This is a genomic window from Actinomadura sp. 3N508 (genome assembly GCF_044326375.1).
Classification (GTDB): domain Bacteria; phylum Actinomycetota; class Actinomycetes; order Streptosporangiales; family Streptosporangiaceae; genus Spirillospora.
Genome location: NZ_JBIRAX010000008.1, coordinates 290,244 through 311,960, shown reverse-complemented (window position 1 = coordinate 311,960; position 21,717 = coordinate 290,244). Strand labels below are relative to the sequence as shown.

The 21,717-nt window shown below is 71.6% G+C and carries 16 protein-coding genes; 9 read left to right on the top strand and 7 right to left on the bottom strand.

All coding sequences use genetic code 11. The features are described 5' to 3' along the window. Nucleotides 1-99 precede the first annotated feature (99 nt). Complete coding sequence (locus ACH34S_RS27915; RefSeq protein WP_395955767.1) at nucleotides 100-4,692, top strand: ATP-dependent helicase; 4,593 nt, start codon at nucleotides 100-102, stop codon at nucleotides 4,690-4,692. 36 nt (nucleotides 4,693-4,728) lie between these two features. Here the strand turns inward: ACH34S_RS27915 and secA2 are convergent, their stop codons facing one another. Next, complete coding sequence (gene secA2 / locus ACH34S_RS27910) at nucleotides 4,729-7,056, bottom strand: accessory Sec system translocase SecA2 (RefSeq protein WP_395955766.1); 2,328 nt, start codon at nucleotides 7,054-7,056, stop codon at nucleotides 4,729-4,731. Nucleotides 7,057-7,286: 230 nt separating this feature from the next. Between secA2 and ACH34S_RS27905 the strand changes: the two genes are divergently transcribed. Further along, nucleotides 7,287-7,418: a hypothetical protein gene (locus ACH34S_RS27905; protein WP_395955765.1), complete on the top strand. Its 132-nt coding sequence runs from the start codon at nucleotides 7,287-7,289 to the stop codon at nucleotides 7,416-7,418. A gap of 122 nt (nucleotides 7,419-7,540) precedes the next feature. Here the strand turns inward: ACH34S_RS27905 and ACH34S_RS27900 are convergent, their stop codons facing one another. Then, on the bottom strand, nucleotides 7,541-8,767 hold the full coding sequence (locus ACH34S_RS27900; RefSeq protein WP_395955764.1) for an ROK family protein: 1,227 nt from the start codon (nucleotides 8,765-8,767) through the stop codon (nucleotides 7,541-7,543). Nucleotides 8,768-9,036: 269 nt separating this feature from the next. Here ACH34S_RS27900 and ACH34S_RS27895 point away from each other — a divergent pair, with 269 nt between their 5' ends. The 7 genes from ACH34S_RS27895 to ACH34S_RS27865 all read left to right on the top strand — a co-directional run bounded on the left by ACH34S_RS27895 (nucleotide 9,037) and on the right by ACH34S_RS27865 (nucleotide 16,479). Then, complete coding sequence (locus ACH34S_RS27895; RefSeq protein WP_395955883.1) at nucleotides 9,037-10,302, top strand: extracellular solute-binding protein; 1,266 nt, start codon at nucleotides 9,037-9,039, stop codon at nucleotides 10,300-10,302. 22 nt (nucleotides 10,303-10,324) lie between these two features. Continuing rightward, the gene (locus ACH34S_RS27890; RefSeq protein ID WP_395955763.1) at nucleotides 10,325-11,296 is read left to right on the top strand and encodes a carbohydrate ABC transporter permease; all 972 of its coding nucleotides are present in this window, start codon (nucleotides 10,325-10,327) and stop codon (nucleotides 11,294-11,296) included. Continuing rightward, nucleotides 11,293-12,183, top strand: coding sequence for a carbohydrate ABC transporter permease (locus ACH34S_RS27885; RefSeq protein ID WP_395955762.1), 891 nt, complete (start codon nucleotides 11,293-11,295; stop codon nucleotides 12,181-12,183). The genes ACH34S_RS27890 and ACH34S_RS27885 overlap by 4 nt, the downstream gene beginning before the upstream one ends. Next, entirely contained in the window at nucleotides 12,180-13,646 is a 1,467-nt protein-coding gene (locus ACH34S_RS27880) for a glycoside hydrolase family 3 protein (RefSeq protein WP_395955761.1), read from the top strand. The genes ACH34S_RS27885 and ACH34S_RS27880 overlap by 4 nt, the downstream gene beginning before the upstream one ends. Before the next feature lie 397 nt (nucleotides 13,647-14,043). Beyond that, entirely contained in the window at nucleotides 14,044-14,508 is a 465-nt protein-coding gene (locus ACH34S_RS27875; protein ID WP_395955760.1) for an RrF2 family transcriptional regulator, read from the top strand. A 9-nt stretch (nucleotides 14,509-14,517) separates the two neighbouring features. After that, on the top strand, nucleotides 14,518-15,309 hold the full coding sequence (locus ACH34S_RS27870; protein ID WP_395955759.1) for a DNA-formamidopyrimidine glycosylase family protein: 792 nt from the start codon (nucleotides 14,518-14,520) through the stop codon (nucleotides 15,307-15,309). 285 nt (nucleotides 15,310-15,594) lie between these two features. Further along, nucleotides 15,595-16,479 (top strand): LysR family transcriptional regulator, encoded by an 885-nt coding sequence (locus ACH34S_RS27865; protein WP_395955758.1) that lies wholly within the window; start codon nucleotides 15,595-15,597, stop codon nucleotides 16,477-16,479. A gap of 120 nt (nucleotides 16,480-16,599) precedes the next feature. Here ACH34S_RS27865 and ACH34S_RS27860 read toward each other — a convergent pair whose 3' ends face one another. The 5 genes from ACH34S_RS27860 to rimO all read right to left on the bottom strand — a co-directional run bounded on the left by ACH34S_RS27860 (nucleotide 16,600) and on the right by rimO (nucleotide 21,673). Next, a complete protein-coding gene (locus ACH34S_RS27860; protein WP_395955757.1) occupies nucleotides 16,600-17,067 on the bottom strand; it encodes a DNA starvation/stationary phase protection protein in 468 nt (155 codons plus the stop codon). A gap of 179 nt (nucleotides 17,068-17,246) precedes the next feature. Continuing rightward, nucleotides 17,247-17,603, bottom strand: coding sequence for a helix-turn-helix domain-containing protein (locus ACH34S_RS27855; protein WP_395955756.1), 357 nt, complete (start codon nucleotides 17,601-17,603; stop codon nucleotides 17,247-17,249). Between the two features lie 111 nt (nucleotides 17,604-17,714). Beyond that, a complete protein-coding gene (locus ACH34S_RS27850) occupies nucleotides 17,715-19,034 on the bottom strand; it encodes a CinA family nicotinamide mononucleotide deamidase-related protein (RefSeq protein WP_395955755.1) in 1,320 nt (439 codons plus the stop codon). A gap of 615 nt (nucleotides 19,035-19,649) precedes the next feature. Next, nucleotides 19,650-20,255 carry a CDP-diacylglycerol--glycerol-3-phosphate 3-phosphatidyltransferase gene (gene pgsA, locus ACH34S_RS27845; protein WP_395955754.1) on the bottom strand — a complete coding sequence of 202 codons (606 nt, stop codon included), beginning with the start codon at nucleotides 20,253-20,255 and terminating at the stop codon, nucleotides 19,650-19,652. After that, complete coding sequence (gene rimO, locus ACH34S_RS27840) at nucleotides 20,252-21,673, bottom strand: 30S ribosomal protein S12 methylthiotransferase RimO (RefSeq protein WP_395955753.1); 1,422 nt, start codon at nucleotides 21,671-21,673, stop codon at nucleotides 20,252-20,254. Before rimO ends, pgsA begins: the two co-directional genes overlap by 4 nt. Nucleotides 21,674-21,717 lie beyond the last annotated feature (44 nt).

The following is a 21,717-nucleotide window of genomic DNA, read 5'->3' as shown; positions in this document are numbered from 1 at the left end:
AGTGTCCTACCCGTAGACCTTGCCCGTACAAGCGCTTGCTTACAACGTGACACGGGCCACGCTTCGCGGAATGTCGGACCCGCGAGGCAGTATGGCCGCATGGGCGGTGACGTGCTCGAACGATTCTCTCCGGCGACCCGGGACTGGTTCGCCGGGGCCTTCGCCGCGCCCACCCCCGCCCAGTCCGGCGCGTGGGAGTCGATAGCGAGCGGCGACAACACGCTGGTCGTCGCGCCGACCGGGTCCGGCAAGACCCTGGCGGCGTTCCTGTGGTCCCTCGACCGGCTCGCCACCGAGCCCGCCGGCGAAGATCCGCTTCGCCGCTGCCGCGTCCTGTACGTCTCGCCGCTGAAGGCGCTCGCCGTCGACGTGGAGCGCAACCTGCGCGCCCCGCTGACCGGCATCCGGCACGCGGCGCGCCGCCTCGGCCTGGCCGAACCCGGCGTCCGGGTCGGGATGCGGTCCGGCGACACCCCCGCCGACGAGCGCCGCCGCCTGGCCGTCAAGCCGCCCGACATCCTGATCACGACGCCGGAGTCGCTGTTCCTGATCCTCACCTCGCGGGCGCGCGAGTCGCTGCGCGGCGTCGAGACCGTCATCATCGACGAGGTGCACGCCGTGGCGGGCACCAAGCGCGGCGCGCATCTGGCGCTGTCCCTCGAACGCCTCGACGCGCTCCTCGAACGCCCCGCACAGCGGATCGGCCTGTCCGCGACCGTCCGCCCGGCGGACGAGGTCGCGGCGTTCCTTGGCGGGGCGCGCCCCGCGACGGTCGTCCAGCCGCGCTCCGACAAGGTCTTCGACCTCGACATCGTCGTCCCCGTCGAGGACATGGGCGAGGTCGGCCAGTTCGTCGACGACTCCGGCGCGGCCGACCCGCGCCAGCGCAGCATCTGGCCGCATGTCGAAGACCGCCTGCTCGACCTCATCGAGGCGCACCGCTCGACGCTGGTGTTCGCCAACTCGCGGCGGCTGGCCGAGAGGCTCTGCGGACGGCTGAACGAACTCGCCTATGAACGCGCCACAGGCGCTCCCCTGCCCGAGAACCACTCCCCTGCGGAATTGATGGCGGAGGCGGGGTCGTCCAGAGGCGCACCACAGGAAATCGCCCGCGCGCACCACGGCTCGGTCTCCAAGGAGGAGCGGGCCGGTATCGAGAACGCTCTGAAGGAGGGCCGCCTTCCCGCGGTCGTGGCGACGTCCAGCCTTGAACTGGGCATCGACATGGGCGCCGTCGATCTGGTCGTCCAGGTGGAGTCGCCGCCGTCGGTGGCCAACGGCCTCCAGCGGGTCGGGCGCGCGGGCCACCAGGTCGGCGCCGTGTCCAAGGGCGTCATCTTCCCCAAGTACAGGGGCGACCTCGTGCAGACGGCGGTCGTGGCCGAACGCATGCGCGGCGGCGAGATCGAGGAGCTGCGCTACCCGCGCAACCCCTTGGACGTCCTCGCCCAGCAGATCGTCGCCATGGTCTCCATGGACGAATGGACCGTCGACGACCTGGAATCCATGGTCAAGCGCGCCGCCCCCTACGCCACGCTCCCCCGTTCCGCGCTTGAGGCGACCCTTGACATGCTCGCCGGGCGCTATCCCAGCGACGAATTCGGCGAGCTGCGTCCACGCCTCGTCTGGGACCGCGTGACCGGTGTTCTGCGCGAACGTCCAGGGGCGCAGCGCCTCGCGGTGACCAGCGGCGGGACGATCCCAGACCGCGGCCTGTTCGGCGTCTTCCTCGTCGGCGAGAAGGCCTCGCGGGTGGGGGAACTCGACGAGGAGATGGTGTACGAGTCCCGCGTCGGCGACGTGTTCGTGCTCGGCGCCAGCTCGTGGCGCATCGAAGACATCACCCCCGACCGCGTGCTCGTGTCGCCCGCGCCGGGCCAGCCGGGCAAGCTGCCGTTCTGGCACGGCGACACCCTCGGGCGTCCCGCCGAGCTGGGCCGCGCGCTCGGCTCGTTCACCCGCGAGCTGGCGAGCCTGCCCGCCGAGGACGCCCGCGAACGCGTCTCCGCCGCCGGGCTGGACGAATGGGCGTCCGCCAACCTCGTCTCGTACGTGAACGAGCAGCGGGAGGCGACCGGTCACATTCCCGACGACCGCACCATGGTCGTCGAACGGTTCCGCGACGAACTCGGTGACTGGCGCATGGTCGTCCACTCGCCGCTGGGCGCGCGCGTGCACGCGCCGTGGGCGCTCGCCATGGCGGGCCGTCTGCGCGAACGGTACGGCGTCGACGCGCAGGCCATGCACGCCGACGACGGCATCGTCATCCGCATCCCCGACATGGACGAGCCCCCCGGGCTCGACCTGGCCGTCTTCGACGCCGACGACATCGAACGCGTCGTCGTGGACGAGCTCGGCGGCTCCGCACTGTTCGCCGCACGGTTCCGCGAGTGCGCGGCGCGTTCGCTGCTCCTCCCGCGCCGCCGTCCCGACAAGCGCATGCCGCTCTGGCAGCAGCGCCAGCGCGCCGCGCAGCTCCTGGCCGTCGCCAGCAAGTACCCGTCGTTCCCGATCGTGCTGGAGACGATGCGGGAGTGCTTGCAGGACGTGTTCGACGTCCCCGGCCTGGTGCAGCTGATGCGCGACATGTCGGGACGCAAGATCCGCATGGTCGAGGTGGAGACGCCCGAGCCGTCGCCCTATGCGCGTTCCTTGCTGTTCCACTACATCGGCGCGTTCATGTACGAGGGCGATTCCCCCCTCGCCGAGCGCCGCGCCCAAGCACTCGCACTCGATTCCACGCTTCTCGCCGAACTCCTTGGGCAGGCCGATCTCCGCGAGCTGCTCGATCCCGACGCGGTCGCCGAGATCGAACGCGAGCTCCAGCGCCTCGCCACCGATCGCCGCGCCCGCGACCTGGAAGGCGTGGCCGACCTCCTCCGCACCCTCGGCCCGCTCACCACGGCCGAAGCCGCCGAACGAACCCTCCCCCCGGACGGGCCGGACGCGTCCGGCGCCGTGCTCATGCAGGTGTCGCGCTGGCTGGCGGAGCTGGAGGCCACGCGGCGCGCGATCCGCGTGCGCATCGCGGGCGAGGAGCGGTGGACCGCCATCGAGGACGCCGGGCGGCTTCGCGACGCGCTCGGCGCGCCGCTGCCCGTGGGCGTCCCGGAGGCGTTCCTCGAACCCGCCGACGATCCGCTCGGCGACCTGATCTCCCGGTTCGCGCGCACGCACGGCCCGTTCCGGCCTGGCGAGCCCGCCGCGCGCTTCGGCCTCGGCACGGCCGTCGTCGTGGAGACGCTGCGGCGGCTGGCGGGCGCGGGACGGGTCGTCGAGGGCGAGTTCCTCCCCGTCGAGGCCGTGACGGGCCCCCTCACCAGCGAATGGTGCGACACCGGTGTGCTGCGGACGCTGCGGCGCCGCTCCCTGGCCCGGCTGCGCGCGGAGGTCGAGCCGTCGCCACCGGAGTCGCTCGGCCGTTTCCTGCCAGTCTGGCACGGGATCTCCGGCGGTTCCCGGCTGCGCGGCGTCGACGCGCTCGTCCAGGCGATCGAGCAGCTCCAGGGCGCGGCGGTGCCCGCGTCCGCGCTGGAGTCGCTGATCCTGCCGTCGCGGGTTCCCGGCTACAGCCCGGCGATGCTGGACGAGCTGACGTCCGCGGGCGAGGTCGTGTGGGCGGGGCAGGGCGGCCTGCCGGGCGGCGACGGCTGGGTGGCGCTCTACCTGGCCGACACCGCGCCGCTCCTCATGCCGGAGCCCGCGGAGATCACGCTGACGCCCGCGCACCAGGCCGTCCTGGACGCGCTCGGCGACGGCGGCGCGCTGTTCTTCCGGACGCTGTCCGACCGGGTGAACCAGCACCTCAGCGCCAACGACGCCGACCTCGTCACCGCCGTGTGGGACCTGGTCTGGGCCGGTCACCTCACCAACGACACCATGGCGCCCTTGCGTGCGGCGCTCGGCTCCGGCCGTCCGACGCATCGTTCCAGGACGACCCGTCGTGGACGCCCCGTTCTGCCGTCCAGGACGGGTCCGCCCACGGTCGCCGGGCGCTGGTGGCCGCTCCCCGAACGCGAGACCGGCGCGACGCTCCGTTCGCATGCCCTCGCCGAGGCGCTGCTGGAGCGGTACGGCATCGTCATCCGCGGCGCGGTCGCGGCGGAACGCACCCCCGGCGGCTTCTCCGCCGTCTACCCGGTGCTGCGCGCGTTCGAGGAGACCGGGCGCTGCCGCCGCGGATATTTCGTGGAGGGCCTGGGCGCGGCCCAGTTCGCGCTTCCCGGCGCCGTCGACCGGCTCCGCGCGCTGCGTCCGGCGGAGGCCACTCCCCCGGACGACATCTCCGCGCTCTGGGAAACGCCCCGCAAAACCGGGAACCGGGCGCTCGTCATGGCGGCCGCCGACCCCGCCAACCCGTACGGCGCGGCGCTGCCCTGGCCGGGCCGCGACGACGAGGTCGCCAGCGGCCACAAACCGGGCCGCAAGGCCGGGGCGCTCGTCGCGCTGGTCGAGGGACGGCTCGTCCTCTACGTCGAGCGCGGCGGCCGGACGCTCCTCACCTGGGACGACGACCCCGCCGTCCTGCAACCGGCGGTCGACGCGCTCGCGCTCGCCGTCCGGGAGGGCGTGCTCGGCAAGCTCACCGTCGAACGCGCCGACGGCACCGCGATCACCGATTCACCCCTGGCCGCCGCACTGGAGTCCGCGGGTTTCCATCCGACCCCACGCGGCCTTCGCCTCCGCGCCTGACCTCCGCGCCTGACCTCCGCGTTCAAGCCCGGCCTTTCAGCGGCGGCGCTTGAACATGTTGATCATGCCGCGGAGGGCGCGCTCGTCGAGGGAGCCGAACGGGTTGTCGTGGACGAGGTAGGTCCACGTCGCCGACGGGCGCTTGAGGTCGGCGGCGTCCAGGTCGATGCCGTCCTCGGAGGCGGTGAGGGCCTCGAACGCCGCGATCGACCGCTTCCGCGCGTCCGCGAGGAGGCGCTTGCCCGCCGGGACGGCCTCGCGGTTGAACTCGATCAGCGGGTCCATGCCACGGCCCAGCGACCGCAGATGGATGCCTTCGCGCAGGTCGGCGAGGAAGGCGAGGTGCTCGGACCAGCAGCGGTCCAGCTGGTAGAGGACGATCTGCCGCGCGGCCGCCGCCACCGCGTCCGCGCCCGCGATCTTGGTGAGTTCGGCGTGCCGGTCGGGGGCGTCCTCGGCCATGGCCCGGTCGGCGGCGTCGCCGGTCAGGACGGCGTCGCGTTCGGCGAGGACCTCGCGCCGCTGGAGCCCGATCAGGTGGTTGTAGCGCCAGGTGTTGCGGTGCAGTTCGAGGTCGACGCCCTCGGCGACGCGCTGCGCGTGGCCGACGATCCAGTGCGCGCCCTTGTCGGTGATGAGCCCGTCGTCGTCTCCGGACGCCTTCGTCTTCTCGTCGGGGGCGAAGCGGGTGACGAGGTCGTCCTGGAGGCTGGTGAAGAACACCGAGCCGCCGGGGTCGCCCTGGCGTCCGGCGCGGCCGCGGAGCTGGTCGTCCAGGCGGCTGCTGTGGTAGCGGCCGGTGCCGATGACCAGGAGGCCGCCCGCCTCGGCGACCCGGTCGTGGTCGGAGCCCTCGACGTCGGCGGGGGCCGTGCCGGGCGGCGCGGACGGGCTGCCGCCGAGCCGGATGTCGGTGCCGCGCCCCGCCATCTGCGTGGACACGGTGATCGCGCCGTACGCCCCGGCCTCCGCGATGATCGCGGCCTCCTCGGCGTCGTTCTTGGCGTTGAGGACGACCCGGTCGAGCCCGGCCCGGGACAGGCGCCGCGCGAGCCGTTCGGATTCGGCGACGTCGCCGGTCCCGACCAGCACCGGGCGGCCGGCGGCGTGCGCCGCGCTGATCGCCTCGACGATCGCGACCTCCTTGTCGGCGGCGGTCGCGTAGAGGCGGTCGGGCTCGTCGTCGCGGACGCAGGGCCGGTTCGGCGGGACGACGGCGATCTGCAGCGAGTAGAACTCGGTGAGCTGCCCGGCGACCGCCATCGCCGTCCCGGTCATGCCGCACCGCACCGGGTAGCGGCCGACCAGCTCCTGGACGGTGATCGAGTCGAGGATCTCGCCGCTCGGGGACGCCGCCAGCGCCTCCTTCGCCTCGACCGCGGCCTGGAGGCCGTCCGGCCAGCGCTGCAGCAGCGCCACCCGGCCGCGCGACTCGCTGATCAGCTTCACCTCGCCGTCGCGGACGAGGTAGTCCACGTCGCGGTGCAGCAGCACCTCGGCGTGCAGCGCGACGTTCACGGCGGTGAGGGTGTCGAGGTGCTCGGAGGCGTAGAGGTCCAGGTCGAGGACGCGTTCCACCTCCTGGGCCCCCGCCGGGGTGAGCTGGACGTTGCGCGCCTCGTCGTCGGTGGCGTAGTGCAGGCCGGGCCGCAGCCGCCGGACCAGGTCGGCGTAGCGGGGGTCGGCGGAGTCGAGGTCGGCGGCGCCCGCGAGGACGAGCGGCACCATCGCCTCGTCCACCAGCACCGAGTCGGCCTCGTCGATCAGCGCGACGGCCGGTTCCGGCTGGACGACGTCGCCCGCGTCGACGGCGAGCCGGTCCCGCAGCAGGTCGAAGCCGATCTCGCTGACCGGCGCGTAGGTGACGTCGGCCCGGTAGGCGGCGCGCCGCTCATCCGGCGTGGACGACTGCCCGACCCAGGCGACCGACACGCCGAGCATCGCGTACAGCGGGCCCATCCATTCGGCGTCGCGGCGCGCGAGGTAGTCGTTGACCGACATGACGTGGACCTGGCGGCCGCGGAGCGCGTACCCGGCGGCGGCGAGGGCGCCCGACAGGGTCTTGCCCTCGCCGGTGGCCATCTCCGCGACGTGCCCGGACAGCAGCGCGAGCGTCCCGATGAGCTGCACGTCGAAGGGGCGCTCGCCGAGCGTCCGGCGCGCGGCCTCCCGGCCGAGGGCGCACAGCTCCGCGAGGTCCTCCTCCTTGCGGAGGGCGGACGCGGCCGCGGTCAGCTCGCCGTCGGACAGCTCCCGGACGCGCGACTCCCGCTCGCCGGCCTCGTCCACCAGGGCGCGGAAGGGCGCGAGGTCGACGCTGCCGGGCTTCTGGACGAGCCGTCGCAGCCGCTCACGCAGCGCCATGGTGTCCCCTCGGTTCAACGATCACGGTTCCCCCAACGGGCCGGTACGGGAGTGCGTTCCCAGCCATGATCCCAGGGGAACCCCCGCTCGTCCCAGGGGTCTTCTCCGCACTTGGTCTGACCTCGAATTCATTCCCTGGACGGATCCCCTGAGCCCCTTCGCTCTGGGAAGATGGGGACATCACGGGGTAGCGGAGGCGGGGGGATCGCCACCGCGGAACAGGGTTCGCCATGACATCCACGGCACGCAAGGCGGCGGCGCTGCGGCGCAAGCGGCAGGTCATCAGTCAGACCGTCATCGATCGGGCATTGAACGACCCGCGGCGCCATCGGGAGCAGGCCGCCGCGTCCACCGCCAAGTAGGAACGCCGGCGAGCGCCTCCGCCCCGCGGGGGCGCTCAAGGTGTTCCGGCGCCCGCACGGTTCCAAGCCGCCCGCCCTGGTAGCCCCCGTCCTGGGAAACCCCGCCCTAGGACGTTCCGGCCTCAGGACACTCCGGCCGACGAGAAGACGTCGTCGCGGGCCTTCACGAGCGCGGCGTGCAACGCACCGCGCAGTACAGGGTTGCCTTCTACCCCCGTCATCTCCACTGCCGGACGGGTCGGGCTGATCCGGCCGACGATCTCCTCGATCCGGGTGGCGAGGGGCCGTCCGCCGGCGCGGCCGAGGTTGCCCGACAGCACCACGAGCCCCGGGTCCAGGACGATGTTGACCGAGGTCACGCCGTAGGAGATGCGGCGGGCGAGATCGTCCAGGAACGGGCCGCCGCGGCTCTCGTCGGCGGCCGCCGCGCGGACGCACTCCACCGCCGTGGCCTCCTTGACCCCGTACTCGTGCGCGAGGGCGCGGACCGCGTCCGCGCCGACGAGCGCGCCGTAACCGCCGGCGAGGGTCGGGATGCCCCAGGTCGTGGACTCGGTGACGCCCTCGTCCGCCGCGACCCGGCGGGCGGTGCCGAGCGGCAGCGGCGCGCCCGGGACGGGCAGGTAGCCGATCTCCCCCGCGCCGCCCGACCGGCCGCGGTGCAGCCGGCCGCCCAGCATCACCGACAGGCCCATACCGCGGTCCAGCCACATGAGGGCGAAGTCGTCGGCGCCGCGCGCGGCGCCGTAGGCCCGTTCGGCGATGGCGGCGAGGTTGACGTCGTTCTCAATGGTCACGGGACGCCGCAGATCGGTGCGCAGCGCGGCCAGGACGCCCTCGTGCCAGGACGGAAGGTCAAAGGAGAACTGCACGTCGCCGGACTGCGGGTCGACGACGCCCGGCGTGCCGATCACGAACGCGCTCAGCTTCGACAGCGCGACCTTGGCCGAGCGGCAAGCCTTCACCACGGCGGCGTGCACCATCCGGACGGGCTCGTCCGCGCCGTTCGGATCCACCGTGACCTGGGCGACTATGTGCCCGGTGATGTCGGACACACCCGCGGTGACGCCGTCCGGGCCGACCTCCAGGCCCGCGACGTAGGCGCTCGACGGGACGACCGCGTACAGCGCCGCGTTCGGCCCCCGCCCGCCGGCCTGCGACCCGACGACCGCGACCAGCCCGCGGTCCTCCAGTCTCGACAACAACTGGGAGGCGGTTACCTTGGACAGCCCCGTGTGCTCGCCGATCTGCGCACGGGTCAGCGGACCCTGCTGGACGAGCAGGTCCAGGGCCGCGCGATCGTTGAGCTCACGCAGGAGCCTCGGCGTCCCCGGGCGGTTGGCGACCATGCTGGTACCCCTCGAGTTCTCAAGTGTCTCAATCCGCTAACGGCAGTTTTGTTTAGGAAAGTTTCTTGTTAGTTTACGCCCAAGCGCCGACCGGTCCGGTACCCCGGATCGGGGGCGCGCGCAGAGCGCGGACTGGCGAGCAGGGCGCCCGCGAGCGTGGCGAACGCGAGAGGGGCATGGCTGGGACCCTAAAGGGTCCCCATATCCCCTCGCACCGCAGGCCACAAGGCCGCGCGAGGCGATGCCGGAAAGGATCCCCAGTGAAGTACATGAAGATTGCGGCCGTCGCTGCCGCGATCGCCCTGGCCGCCACGGCCTGCGGCGGCGACGACGGCGGCGGCGAGGAGAAGGGCGCGGCGAAGGACCCGGCCCAGCTCAAGGTGTGGATGATGGGCGAGGGAACGACGGAGCAGACGAAGTTCCTGGACGCCGTCGAGGCCGAGTTCAAGACCAAGCACCCGAACACGGACGTCCAGATCAAGTACGTTCCGTGGCCCCAGGTGGCTACAACGTTCCAGAAGGCGGCGGCCGGCGGTGAGGGCCCGGACGTCACCGAGCTCGGCAACACCGACGTCCAGTCCCACATCGAGCAGGGCAACCTCGCCGAGATCAGCGACGAGTTCAAGGGCTGGGCGGACGGCGGGACGCTGAACAAGACCGCGCTCGCCAACGACCAGCAGAACGGCAAGACCTACGCCGTGCCGTGGTACGGCGGCGTCCGCGCCGTCTGGTACCGCACGGACCTGTTCCAGGAGCTGAACATCCAGCAGCCGAAGACCTGGGCCGAGCTGACCGCGGCGGCGAAGAAGATCCAGGACTCGGGCAAGGCGAACGGCATCGCCGTGCCGAGCGACCAGACCAACGCGCTGGTCAGCTTCATCTGGGGCAACGGCGGCGAGGTCGCCGTCAAGGAGAACGGCAAGTGGGTCGGCAAGCTCGACCAGCCGCAGGCCATCGAGGCCGCCAAGTACTGGTCCGGCCTCGTCAGCACCGAGAAGGTCGCGCCCACCAGCTACATCGGCAAGCACGAGCTCGACGGCCCGCAGCGTGACTTCGCGCTCGGCAAGGTCGGCATGTACTTCGACGGCAGCTGGGCGCTCAAGGAGATGAAGAAGCTGGCCCCCAAGAACGAGAGCAAGTGGGCCATCTTCCCGATCCCGACCAAGACCGGTGGGAACGCTCCGGTGATGGCGGGCGGCTCCGACCTGGCCGTCTGGAAGGACAGCAAGGCCAAGGCCGCGGCGTTCGACTACATCACGGTGCTGAACAACGCCAAGAACGCCAAGGCGTGGGCCGACTACAGCGGCTTCTCCTCCATGCGCTCGGACGTGAAGTTCTCCGACCCCAAGCTCGAGCCCTTCACCAGCATCGCCAGCAACACCAAGTTCACGCCGATCAGCGCCGGCTGGGGCGAGTTCGAGCAGGCCAAGAAGGTCCTGCCGAACGCGATCAAGGCGATGATGCAGGGCAAGTCCGCCGAGGAGGAGATGAAGAAGGCGAACGAGCAAGCCAACACCCTGCTGAACGCGTCGTAGTCCACAGCTGATCGGAACGTCCATGCTCGACACCGCACCGGCGGTGCGGAAAGCGTCCGGCCGGAGATCCTCCGGCCGGGCGCGCCCCCGCCGCGGGCCCCGCCTCGGGCCCTACCTGCTGATCGCGCCGACCGTGGCCGTGATCGCCATCCTGATGTTCTGGCCGATGATCCAGATCGGCATCATGTCGTTCCAGAAGGTCGGCAACCGCCAGCTGCGCGGCGAGCCGGCCGAGTCGGTCGGCACCGAGAACTTCAAAACGATCCTCAACGACCCGTTCTTCTGGCAGACCCTCAAGCAGACCGTCCTGTTCGCCATCGTCGCGGTGACGCTGACCCTGCTCGTCGGGACGCTGGTCGGTCTGCTGCTCAACAAGCTCGGCAAGCGGATGTCGTCCTTCGTCGCCGGCGGCGTCATGGTCGCCTGGGCCACCCCTCCGGTCACCGCGGCGATCATCTTCACCTGGCTGTTCGGCTCGACCGGCGGCCTGGTCAACTGGACCCTCGACCTGCTGCCCAACTTCCTCGTCGGCGGCGGCTGGAACGGCCACAACTGGTTCGCCACGCCGCTGTCCACCTACACCGTCCTCACCGTGTGCGTCGTCTGGCAGGCGTGCCCCTTCGTCGCCGTGTCCGTCCTGGCCGGCCTGAAGAGCATTCCCGGCGAGCTGTACGAGGCCGCCCGGGTGGACGGATCGGGCCCGTGGCGGACGTTCTGGAGCCTCACCTACCCGATGCTCAAGCCGATCTTCCTCGTGCTGCTGGTCATGTCGATCATCTGGGACTTCAAGGTCTTCACGCAGCTGTTCATCATGTCCGGGATGGCCAACCGCGACGCGTTCAACCTGTCGCTCTACGGCTACTCCGAGGCGTTCGGGTCGCTGAATCCGAAGCTCGGCATGGGCTCGGCGATCGCGCTGGTGCTCACGGTCATCCTGCTCATCGTCACCGCCGTCTACGTGCGGGTCATGGTGCGCCAGGGGGAAACGAAATGACGACCATGACGACACGGCGCGCGGCCGGAACGCGGCGCCGTCCCCCCTCCAAGCGCATGCGCGCGAAGATCCTGCTGAACACGACGGGGGTGGTGGTCTTCTTCCTGGCCGTCTTCCCCGTCTTCTGGATGGCGTCCACCGCGTTCAAGCCCAACGAAGAGATCTTCAGCACGACGCCGAAGCCCTTCCCCACGAACCCGACCCTGGACCACTTCGACGTGGTCCTGAACGGCGGCATCGCCGAGGTCAGCTTCTGGGAGTACTTCCGCAACAGCGCGATCCTCGCGCTCGTCACGGTCCTGGCGTCGAGCCTGCTCGCGCTGCTGGCCGCGGTCGCCGTGGCGCGGTTCCGGTTCCGGTTCCGCACCACCTTCCTGATCATGCTGCTGATCGTCCAGATGGTGCCGCTGGAGGCGCTGGTCATCCCGCTGTTCCTGGACCTGAAGCATCTGGACCTGCTGAACAGCCTGTCCGGCCTCGCGATCGTCTACATCGGGTTCGCGGTGCCGTTCGCGATCTGGATGCTGCGGAGCTTCGTCGCCGCGGTACCGCGCGAGCTGGAGGAGGCGGCGGCCATCGACGGCGCGGGGCCGATCCGGACGTTCTTCCGGGTCATGCTGCCGCTCGTCGCGCCCGGCCTGGTCGCCACCAGCATCTTCTCGTTCATCACCGCCTGGAACGAGTTCATCTTCGCCTTCACGTTCCTCGACGACCAGAACAAATACACCCTCCCGATCATGCTGCAGTTCTTCTTCGGCCGCAGCGGTAACGCTTGGGGGCCCATCATGGCAGCGTCGACGCTGCTCACCATTCCCGTCATCGTGTTCTTCCTCCTCGTCCAGCGCCGTATGGTGTCCGGCCTCACCGCCGGGGCGGTGAAGGGGTGACGACCGACGACATCGCGACCAGCGCGGACATCGCCCGGCTGGCACGCGGCACCCTGCTCCCGTCCTTCCCCGGCCCGACCGCACCGCGCTGGCTGCTGGACGAACTGGAGGCCGGCCTCGCCGGCGTCACCCTGTTCGCCCTCACCGGCAACGTGCAGAGCCCGGAGTCCCTCGCCGCGCTCACCGCGCAGATGCGCAAGGCCGGCGACCCGTTCATCACGATCGACGAGGAGGGCGGCGACGTCACCCGCCTCGGCGGTCACCAGACGGGCAGCCCCTACCCGGGCAACGCGGCGCTCGGCGCCGTCGACGACCCGGAGCTGACCCGGCGGATCTACCGGTCCCTCGGCGCCGAGCTGGCCGACGTCGGCGTGAACTTCAACTTCGCGCCGTCGGTGGACGTCAACACCGCCGACGACAACCCGGTGATCGGCACCCGCTCGTTCGGGTCCGACCCCGAGCTCGTCGCCCGGCACGCCGCCGCGTCCGTCATCGGCACGCAGGAGGCGGGCGTCGCGGCCTGCGCGAAGCACTTCCCCGGCCACGGCGCCACCGTGGACGACTCGCACCTGTCGATCCCGCTCGTCGACGCCGACCTGGAGCTGCTGGACCGGCGCGAGCTGGTCCCGTTCCGGGCGGCGATCGAGGCCGGCACCCGCGCGGTGATGACCGGGCACCTGAACCTGCCCACCATCACCCGCGGGGTGCCGGCGACCCTCTCCCCCGAGGCGATCACCGGGCTGCTCCGCGAGCACCTCGGCTACCAGGGGGTGATCGTCACCGACGCGCTCGACATGGAGGGCGCGAGCGGCGCGATCGGCATCCCCGAGGCGTCCGTGCGGGCGCTGATCGCGGGCGCCGACCTGCTGTGCCTCGGCCCGAGGGAGCACGCCGAGACCCTGGCGGCGACGCTCGCCGCCATCGGCGAGGCCGTCCGGACCGGGCGGCTGTCCACGGAGCGGCTGCAGGACGCGGCGAACCGCACGCGCGAGCTGAAGGAATGGCTCGTCGGGCACTCGCCCGCCGTCGTCGACCGGGCCGCCGGCCTGGAGGCGGCCCGCCGCGCCATCCGCGTGTCGGGCTCGCTGCCCGGCTGGGAGGGCGCGCCGCTCGTCGTGGAGACCGAGTCCACCGGCAACATCGCCATGGGCCCGACCCCCTGGGGGCTCAGCCCGTGGGCACCCGACGCCGTCCAAGCCGACGGGGCGGACGGGGCGGCGAACCAGGTCCTGGACCGTGCCAATGGACGCGGCCTGATCATCGTCCTCCGCGACGCGCACCGGCACGCCGCCCAGCGCGCCCTCACCACGGCCCTGCTCACGGCCCGCCCGGACACCGTCGTCGTGGAGATGGGACTGCCCGTGTGGCGCCCCGGCTCCGCCGTGTACCTCGCGTCCTACGGCGCCGCCGCCGCCAACGCCCAAGCCGTCGCCGAACTCTTGGGCCTGACCCCCGCCACCTGACCCCCCGCCACACGCAGAACCCGCGACGCGCCCACCGGACAACAGCCCGGTTCCGATGGGCGCGTCGTGCTGTGTTTATTGCATTTTTCTCCTTCTTCGGGCCTTGGCGGCCCTCCATCGTCGAAAAACGCGCGCGATCGCTGCATCGCTTCGGTCGCCTGGCGGCTCGCTGCGCGATCAGGTTTCTCGCAGGCTCGAAACCTGCCTTCGGACGCGATCGCAGGCGTTGGGGTCGTCGCGGGGCTGGGGTGGTGGCTGGGCTTGTTGGTTCCGGGGTCGTGAACACCCAGGTCGTCGCATGGTTGCGGTGGTGGCCGGGGTCCTCGCGGGGGCTGGGGTGGGCGGTTTGGGGGGTCGCGGTGCTGGAGCGGTTCAGTAGGCGAGCGATAATGGTCCTATGCGATTGTCCGCCCGGGTCGACTATGCGTTGCGCGCCGCTGCGGAGTTGGCGGTCGCCGGAAGCCGTCCGGTGACCGCGATACAGCTCGCGGAGGCGCAGCAGATCCCGCCCAAATTCCTTGAGAACATCCTCGGCCAGCTGCGCCGGTCCGGTCTCGTCCGGAGCCAGCGGGGACCCGAGGGCGGCTACTGGCTGGCGAAGCCGGCCGACCAGATCTCCCTCGCCGACATCATCCGCGCCATCGACGGGCCGCTGCTCGGCGTGCGGGGCGAGCGCCCCGAGCACGTCGGCTACCAAGGGCCCGCCCGTTCGTTGCAGGACGTGTGGATCGCGCTGCGCGCCAGCGAGCGGTCCATCTTGGAGCAGGTCACGCTGGCGCACATCGCCGAAGGGAAACTCCCCGAGCCGGTCCAGAAGCTGACCGAAGACCCGTCCGCCTGGGAAAGTCCTTCTTTCATCTGAGGGCCCTCCATGCCAGAGGGTGACGTCGTCTGGCTGACCGCCCGGCGCCTGCGCGAAGCGCTCGCCGGGCGGCCGCTGGTGCGCTCCGACTTCCGCGTCCCCCGGTTCGCGACCGCGGACCTGCGGGGACGCACCGTCCTGGACGCCGTGTCCCGTGGCAAGCATCTTCTGGTCAGGGTCGAGGGCGGGCTGACCATCCACACCCATCTGATGATGGAGGGACGCTGGCAGATCCGCCGGGGCGGCCCGGTGCCGCGCGATCATCGCGTCCGGCTGGTGCTGGCGAACGCGGAGTGGCAGGCGGTCGGTTACTCCCTGGGGCTCGTCGAGCTGCTGCGCACTGATGAGGAGGACGGGGCCGTCGGCCATCTCGGGCCTGATCTGCTCGATCCCGGTTGGGGGGCGGAGATGGCCGCGGAAGCCGTCGCGCGGCTGGCGGAGGATCCCGGGCGGGCGATCGGGGAGGCGGTGCTCGACCAGACGCGGCTCGCCGGGATCGGCAACGTGTACAAGGCCGAGATTCTGTTTCTGCGGGGCGTTCACCCGTGGACCGTGGTCGGGAACGTTCCCGAGCTGGCCGGGCTCGTAGAGCTCTCTCACCGGCTGCTGGACCTCAACAAGGGGCGGCACGGCCACATCACCACCGGCGACCTGGCCCGCGGCCGCGAGCACTGGGTCTACGGGCGCGCCGGACACCCCTGCCGCAGGTGCGGAACGCGGATCGAGCGCGGCGACCAGAAGTCCCATGGCGGCAAGCGCGTCACCTATTGGTGTCCCCGCTGCCAGCCCGCGGACGGATAGGCCCAGCCACGCAGCAACCTCAACGCCTGCGGTCGCGTCCGAAGGCAGGTTTCGAGCCTGCGAGAAACCTGGTCGCGCAGCGAGCCGCCAGGCGAGACGGAGCGATGCCAGCGATCGCAATGAACAGCGGTCGGCGCCCGCCCTGTCGCCCGGGTCGCTAGGGCGGGTCGCCGCCTGTTCGGGGCGCTGGATCCGGGCGTCCCTTTAGGTGCATCCTCGGCTTGCGATCGTTCCAAGTCAATTCTCGGGTTTTCTTATTTATCTCCCAGGCTTAGCTTGGATGATATGACCCTGGACGATCTGCGCGTGTTCGTGGCCGTGTGTGCGGCGGGGAATCTCAGTGCGGTGGCCCGTGATCTGTCGTGCAGCCAGTCGGCTGTCAGCCAGCATGTGAAGCGGCTGGAACGGGAGACCGGGCTCGTGCTGCTGGAGCGGCGGCCGCGCGGGGTGGTGCCGACGCGGGCGGGACGCGTCCTGCAGCAGGCGGCGGCGGAGGGGCTCGCCGGGCTGGATTCGGCGCTGCGCCATCTCGACGATCTGCGCCGCGGTGTCGGCGGGACGGTCCGGGTCGCGACGGGGGCGACCACCGTCCGGCATTTCATGGCGGCGGGCGTGGTCGCGTTCCGGGAGCGCCATCCCGAGGCGGCGTTGCAGTTCGAGACCGCGGGGTCCAGCCGGCGGTGCCTGGAGGCCGTCCGCTCGCACGCCGCCGATCTCGCGTGGGTGACGACCGGGCCGCCCATGGAGGGGGTCGAGCAGCGGGTCTCGCGGGAGCTGCCGTGGATGCTCGCCGTCCACGCCGATGATCCGCTGGCCGGGCGGGCGGCCATCGCGTTCGAGGACCTGGCGGGGATCCGCCACATCGAGCTGCCGGAGCATTCGACCTCGCGGCTGCATCTGGAGGCGCATCTCGAACGGCATGGCGTGCGGCTGACGTCGACCACGAGTGTGGCCGACTGGGACACCGCGCTGCTGCTCGCCGAGCTGGGGCTGGGCCATGCGATCCTGCCCGCGCTGCCGGGGTGGGGGCGCGGGAGCGGGGACGTCCGGCTGATCCCGATCCCGGGCCTCCCGCCGCTCACCGCGGGGTGGGCGGCGCGGCGGTGGGACGCGCTCAGCCCGCTCGCCGCCGAGTTCGCCGACACCGTCCTGGCGCACCTGCGGACGTGAAACGGCCCCGGACCTCGCAGGAACGGTCGGCGAGGGCCGGGGCCTCGTCGGCTCCGGGACGGCGCGCCGGGGATCGCGGCGGCGCGCCGTTCAGGGCCGGCGCCTAGGGCGCTGGACGGCTCAGGTCTGCGCCTGGAACATCCAGTGCTGCTTCTCCAGATCGCGGGCGATGCCGATGAGCAGGTCCTGCGTCACCGGGTCGGGCTCGTCGGTGGCGGTGATCCGCTCGCGGAACCGCGCGATGATCTGCGCCAGGATATCGGTGACCGCGGCGACGACCTTGTCGTCGTCGAGGTACCCGGCCTCCAGCTGCGGGATCCTCGTGCGGTCGGCGACCGTGCGGGCACGGCCGTCGGGGTTCACGCCGATCGCCACGGCTCGTTCGGCCACGTCGTCCTGGCCGCCGCGGGCGAGGGCGACGATCTCGTCAAGGTGTTCGTGGACGACTTTGAAGTTGCGTCCGGTGAGATTCCAGTGAGCCTGCTTGGCGACCAGGGAAAGGTCGATCAGGTCGATGAGGGAGCCCTGCAAGGCGTCCCCTGCGATCTTCTGGGCCTCGTCGCCGATAGGGCTCTTGACCGCTCCCATGAGGGGGCTCCTTCCGCGTCGTGACGGGTAACCGTTACAACAGGGGAACCTCCCCGCAAATGCCGCGTTCATGCGTGAGACCGGGCACACCCCCGATCTCAGATGGCGCATGAACGCCTGAGAAGCGCCTGGAACGAGCCACCGGGAGGGGCCGCCGGAAACGGGCCGTCCGAAACGGATCAGGCCGCGACCATGTCGGCGCGGAACTCCCCGGTGATCTCTTCCGGTGTCTCCGGAATGCTGTCTGCGGTGATGCGCTCGTGCTCGGGCGGCGCGCCCGCCATGACGGGCTCGTGCTGCAGTTCGGCAAGGGCGAGCTGGTCGGCCACGTCCCGGAGGACGTGCGACAGCGGAACGCCGAGCGCCTTGCAGATCGAGGACAGCAGTTCGGATGACGCCTCTTTCTGTCCCCGTTCGACCTCGGACAGGTAGCCGAGTGACACCCGCGCGGCCGCGGACACCTCACGGAGGGTGCGTCCCTGGCGCAGCCGCAGCTGCCGCAGTACGTCACCGAGCAGCTGGCGAAGCAGGACCATCGTCTCGCTCCCTCCCTCAGTTCGGACCATCTGCCGGTTCCACCGTACCCGGCTTGACGGCGGCCATGGCAGACCGTTGAATTCGTGTTCGCTCGGAACGTAACGCTGTAATCAGCCCCGATCTTCCCGATCCGGCCGAGCCGTCCCGCTCCGATCCGTGATCTCAAGGCCGAGCAGGACGCGTCTCAGCAGCTCAAGGGCGTGTACGACGGTCATCCGCCGGATCACCGCGCGGGATTCGGGTCCGGCGCCCGGCACGGGGAGTTCCGGCTTGGACACGATCAGCAAGTTTTCGGGCCCCGCGACACCGAGATAGATCGTGCCCACGGGACGGCCGTCCTGCGGGTCGGGGCCCGCCACACCCGTCACGGCGAGCCCGTACGTCGCATCGAGCGCGTCCCGCACACCCGACGCCATCGCGGCGGCCACGTCCGGGTGGACGGCCCCCTGCTCGGCCAGCAGGTCCGCCGGGACGCCCAGCAGCCGGTGCTTGGCCTCGGTCGCGTACGTCACCATGCCGCCCGCGAACGTCGCGGACGACCCCGGCATCGCGGTCAGCTCGGCGCCGATGAGCCCGCCGGTCAGCGACTCGGCCGTGGCGACGGTAGCCGCGCGCTCCGCGAGCAGCCGGTGGACGACCCGGTCGAGCGTCTCGTCCTCGGCCCCGTAGACGGCGTCGCCGAGCAGGTCCCGGACGCGGGCCTCGACGCCGGTGAGCCGGGTAGCGGCGCCGGGCCCCGCGACCGTGATCCGGACCTTCACCTCGGCCGGATCGGGCAGGTAGGCGAGCCGGACGCCGTCCATCGCCTCGACCTCGGCGAGCCGCGTCGCGACGACCGACTCCCACATCCGGGCGGTGCGCAGCGTGCGGCGCGCGACGGCGGGCAGCCCGGCGATCTCCGCCAGCTCCGGCAGGACGATCTCGTCCATGATCGTGTGCATCTCGAACGGGACGCCCGGCAGCGCGTAGACGATCCCGCCGGGCAGCTCGACGCGCAGCCCCGGCGCCGAGCCCGCGGAGTTGGCGAGGATCCGCGCGCCCTCGGGGACGTCGGCCATGCGCAGCGCCATCGGCTGCAGCTCGCGGCCGGCGCGCTCGACCCGCTCGCGGAGGCGCCGTTCCAGGGCCGGGTCCCGGACGAGGGCGACGCCCGCCGCCTTGGCGAGCGCGTCGCGGGTGAGGTCGTCGTAGGTCGGGCCGAGCCCTCCGGTGGTGATGACCGCGCCGGCGCGGCCGAGCGCGGCGGTCACGGCCTCGACGATGACGTCCAGGTCGTCGCCGACGACGACGCTGCGGGTGACCTCGACGCCGTGCTCGGCGAGCCTGCGGCCGAGCCACGCGGCGTTCCCGTTGATCGTGTCGCCGAGGAGCAGCTCGTCCCCGACGGTGAGCAGTTCGACCCGCATCGCGTTCCCATCCCCGCTGTTCACCGGCCCGGCGCCTCGAATCTACCGGCGCGCGCCCGCGCGGACGGACCGGGGCCGCCGCCGGTTGACCGCGGAAATCGGCCGAATGAGGACGGGTGCGATTCCGGCCGATCGAACCGGTCCAACCGGATCTCCCCTTTCACTCGCCGTTGAAAAGCTACGGCAGCGCATTGTTTACCGTCGGGGAGTTACTTCCGTCGCCGTGTGCGGCCAATGTGCCGGCCAAGGCGCGCATCGTCGGCGCCCACTACTGACATTACGTCCACCAATTCCCAAAAGCGCAGGTCACAATGTGAGTCAAAACTCATTCGCCCGATTAGTGCGCGGAGAGATTTGCAGGGATAATTGCGTCTACGGGGCCTTGAACGGGGCTGCGGGGCCACGACCGGGGTGGGCGTGGCCCCGTAGCCCACTTCATCCCCGTACCTCCTCTGGACACCCCGGCACCGGACGTCCCTACGCATCGGTGATGAACTGGACGTGCCGTGAGCGCTCGCGGCGGAGATCCGCAGCGTCGGCGGCCTGCTCGACCTGGAGCGGCGGCGGCTCGTCCCCGACCACGCGGACCGCTTCCGGGCGGTCGGCGAACGGCCCGCGCTCCTCGGACTCTGACCCCGCTCAGGACGTGCCGGACGGCGCGTTCTCAGGGCCGCGGCGCATGCGCCAGGCCTGGAGGATGTAGTCCACGCCCGTGACGACCGTGACGATCAGCGCGGCGCCCATGGTGATCCAGCGCAGATAGTCGAGGGGGCCGGGCAGGATGTAGAGGCCGATGGCGATGACCTGCAGCATCGTCTTCAGCTTGCCGCCCTTGCTCGCCGGGATCACGCCGCGGCGGATCACGACGAACCGCAGCACCGTGATGCCGATCTCGCGGGCCATGATGACGATCGTCACCCACCACCACAGTTCCCCCATGATGGACAGGCTGACCAGCGCGGCGCCGGTGAGCGCCTTGTCGGCGATCGGATCGGCGATCTTGCCGAAGTCGGTGACGATGCCCCGGGCCCGCGCGATGTCGCCGTCGATCTTGTCGGTGATCGAGGCGACCGCGAAGACCCCGAACGCGGCGAGGCGCCAGCCGGTGCCGTCCAGGAAGAACAGCCAGACGAAGACGGGGACCAGCGCGATCCGGACGATGGTCAGCGCGTTGGCGATGTTCCAGACACCGGCCGGGGGCGGGTCGTGCGAGCCCGCGACCGGATCCGGGGCACCGGCGATCATGAGACGTCCGCGCTGAGGTCCACGCCGTCGCTGCCGGTCACGCGGGCCGCGACGATCTCGCCGAGGGCCAGGCCGGCGCCGCGGACGCGGACCGTCCCGTCCACCTCAGGCGCCTGGTGCGCGGCACGCCCCTCGAACCCGCCGTCCTCCGCCTTCTCCTCCAGGAGGACGTGGACTTCGGTGCCGATGCGGTCTTCGGCGCGCTGCGCGGTCAGCTCGTCGGCGAGGCTGGTCAGCTCCTCGACGCGGGCGGCGATCTCGGCGGGGTCGAGCTTGCCGTCGAGGTTCGCGGCCTCGGTCCCCTCCTCGTCGGAGTAGCCGAACACGCCGACCGCGTCCAGGCGGGCCGCGGTCAGGAACTCGGCCAGCTCCTCGAAGTCGTCCTCGGACTCGCCGGGGAAGCCGACGATGAAGTTGGAGCGCACGCCCGCGTCCGGGGCGAGCGCACGGATCTGGTCGAGCAGGCCCAGGAAGCGCTCCCGGTCGCCGAACCGGCGCATCGACCGCAGCACCGGGCCGCTCGCGTGCTGGAACGACATGTCGAAGTACGGGGCCACGCCGGGCGTGCCGCAGATCGCCTCGATCAGCCCCGGACGCGTCTCGGCGGGCTGCAGGTAGCTGACGCGGACGCGTTCGATGCCGTCCACGGCGGCGAGGCCGGGCAGCAGCTTCTCCAGCGCCCGCAGATCGCCCAGGTCCTTGCCGTAGGACGTGGAGTTCTCGCTCACCAGCACCAGTTCGCGGACGCCGTGCCCGGCGAGCCAGCGCGCCTCCTCCAGCACCTCCGCCGGAGGGCGCGACACGTACGCGCCGCGGAACGCCGGGATGGCGCAGAACGTGCAGCGCCGGTCGCAGCCGGACGCCAGCTTCAGCGGCGCCACCGGACCGCCGCCGCCGAGCCGCCGCCGCAGCACCCGCGGCCCGGACGCCGGAGCCAGCCCGTCAGGGAGATCGTCGGGCCCGCCGTGGCCCGGGATCGCCATGCCCGAGGACGACCGCGCGACCGGGGAGATCGGCAGGAGCGTCCGGCGGTCGCGCGGGGTGTGGGCGGTGTGGCCGCGTCCCGCCATGACGTCGTCGAGCCGGTCGCCGATGGCGGTGTAGTCGTCGAAGCCGATGACCGCGTCGGCCTCCGGCAGCGCCTCGGCGAGCTCGCTGCCGTACCGCTCCGCCATGCAGCCGGCCGCGACGACCTTTGCGCCGGAGTCGTGCGCGGCGAGCAGCGTGTCGATGGAGTCCTTCTTGGCCGCCTCGATGAACCCGCAGGTGTTGACGACCACCACGTCCGCGCCGCCCGCGTCGTCCGCCTCGGCCAGGTCCCAGCCCGCGTCCTCGATGCGCGCGGCGAGCTCCTCGGAATCGACCTCGTTACGGGCGCAGCCGAGCGTGATGAGCGAGACCTTGCGGCGTGTGGACATCCCCCTAAGGTAATGGGCCCGGATGCCCGTGAGGACCAGCAGGC

Bases quoted from the DNA above. Each gene is read 5' to 3' on its own strand.
- ACH34S_RS27900 (WP_395955764.1), bottom strand. From the start codon at position 8,767: ATGGTCGCCAACCGCCCGGGGACGCCGAGGCTCCTGCGTGAGCTCAAC.
- ACH34S_RS27860 (WP_395955757.1), bottom strand. From the start codon at position 17,067: ATGGGAGCGGTCAAGAGCCCTATCGGCGACGAGGCCCAGAAGATCGCA.
- rimO (WP_395955753.1), bottom strand. From the start codon at position 21,673: ATGTCCACACGCCGCAAGGTCTCGCTCATCACGCTCGGCTGCGCCCGT.
- ACH34S_RS27915 (WP_395955767.1), top strand. From the start codon at position 100: ATGGGCGGTGACGTGCTCGAACGATTCTCTCCGGCGACCCGGGACTGG.
- ACH34S_RS27890 (WP_395955763.1), top strand. From the start codon at position 10,325: ATGCTCGACACCGCACCGGCGGTGCGGAAAGCGTCCGGCCGGAGATCC.
- ACH34S_RS27870 (WP_395955759.1), top strand. From the start codon at position 14,518: ATGCCAGAGGGTGACGTCGTCTGGCTGACCGCCCGGCGCCTGCGCGAA.
- pgsA (WP_395955754.1), bottom strand. From the start codon at position 20,255: ATGATCGCCGGTGCCCCGGATCCGGTCGCGGGCTCGCACGACCCGCCC.
- secA2 (WP_395955766.1), bottom strand. From the start codon at position 7,056: ATGGCGCTGCGTGAGCGGCTGCGACGGCTCGTCCAGAAGCCCGGCAGC.
- ACH34S_RS27875 (WP_395955760.1), top strand. From the start codon at position 14,044: ATGCGATTGTCCGCCCGGGTCGACTATGCGTTGCGCGCCGCTGCGGAG.
- ACH34S_RS27895 (WP_395955883.1), top strand. From the start codon at position 9,037: ATGAAGATTGCGGCCGTCGCTGCCGCGATCGCCCTGGCCGCCACGGCC.
- ACH34S_RS27885 (WP_395955762.1), top strand. From the start codon at position 11,293: ATGACGACCATGACGACACGGCGCGCGGCCGGAACGCGGCGCCGTCCC.
- ACH34S_RS27855 (WP_395955756.1), bottom strand. From the start codon at position 17,603: ATGGTCCTGCTTCGCCAGCTGCTCGGTGACGTACTGCGGCAGCTGCGG.
- ACH34S_RS27865 (WP_395955758.1), top strand. From the start codon at position 15,595: ATGACCCTGGACGATCTGCGCGTGTTCGTGGCCGTGTGTGCGGCGGGG.
- ACH34S_RS27905 (WP_395955765.1), top strand. From the start codon at position 7,287: ATGACATCCACGGCACGCAAGGCGGCGGCGCTGCGGCGCAAGCGGCAG.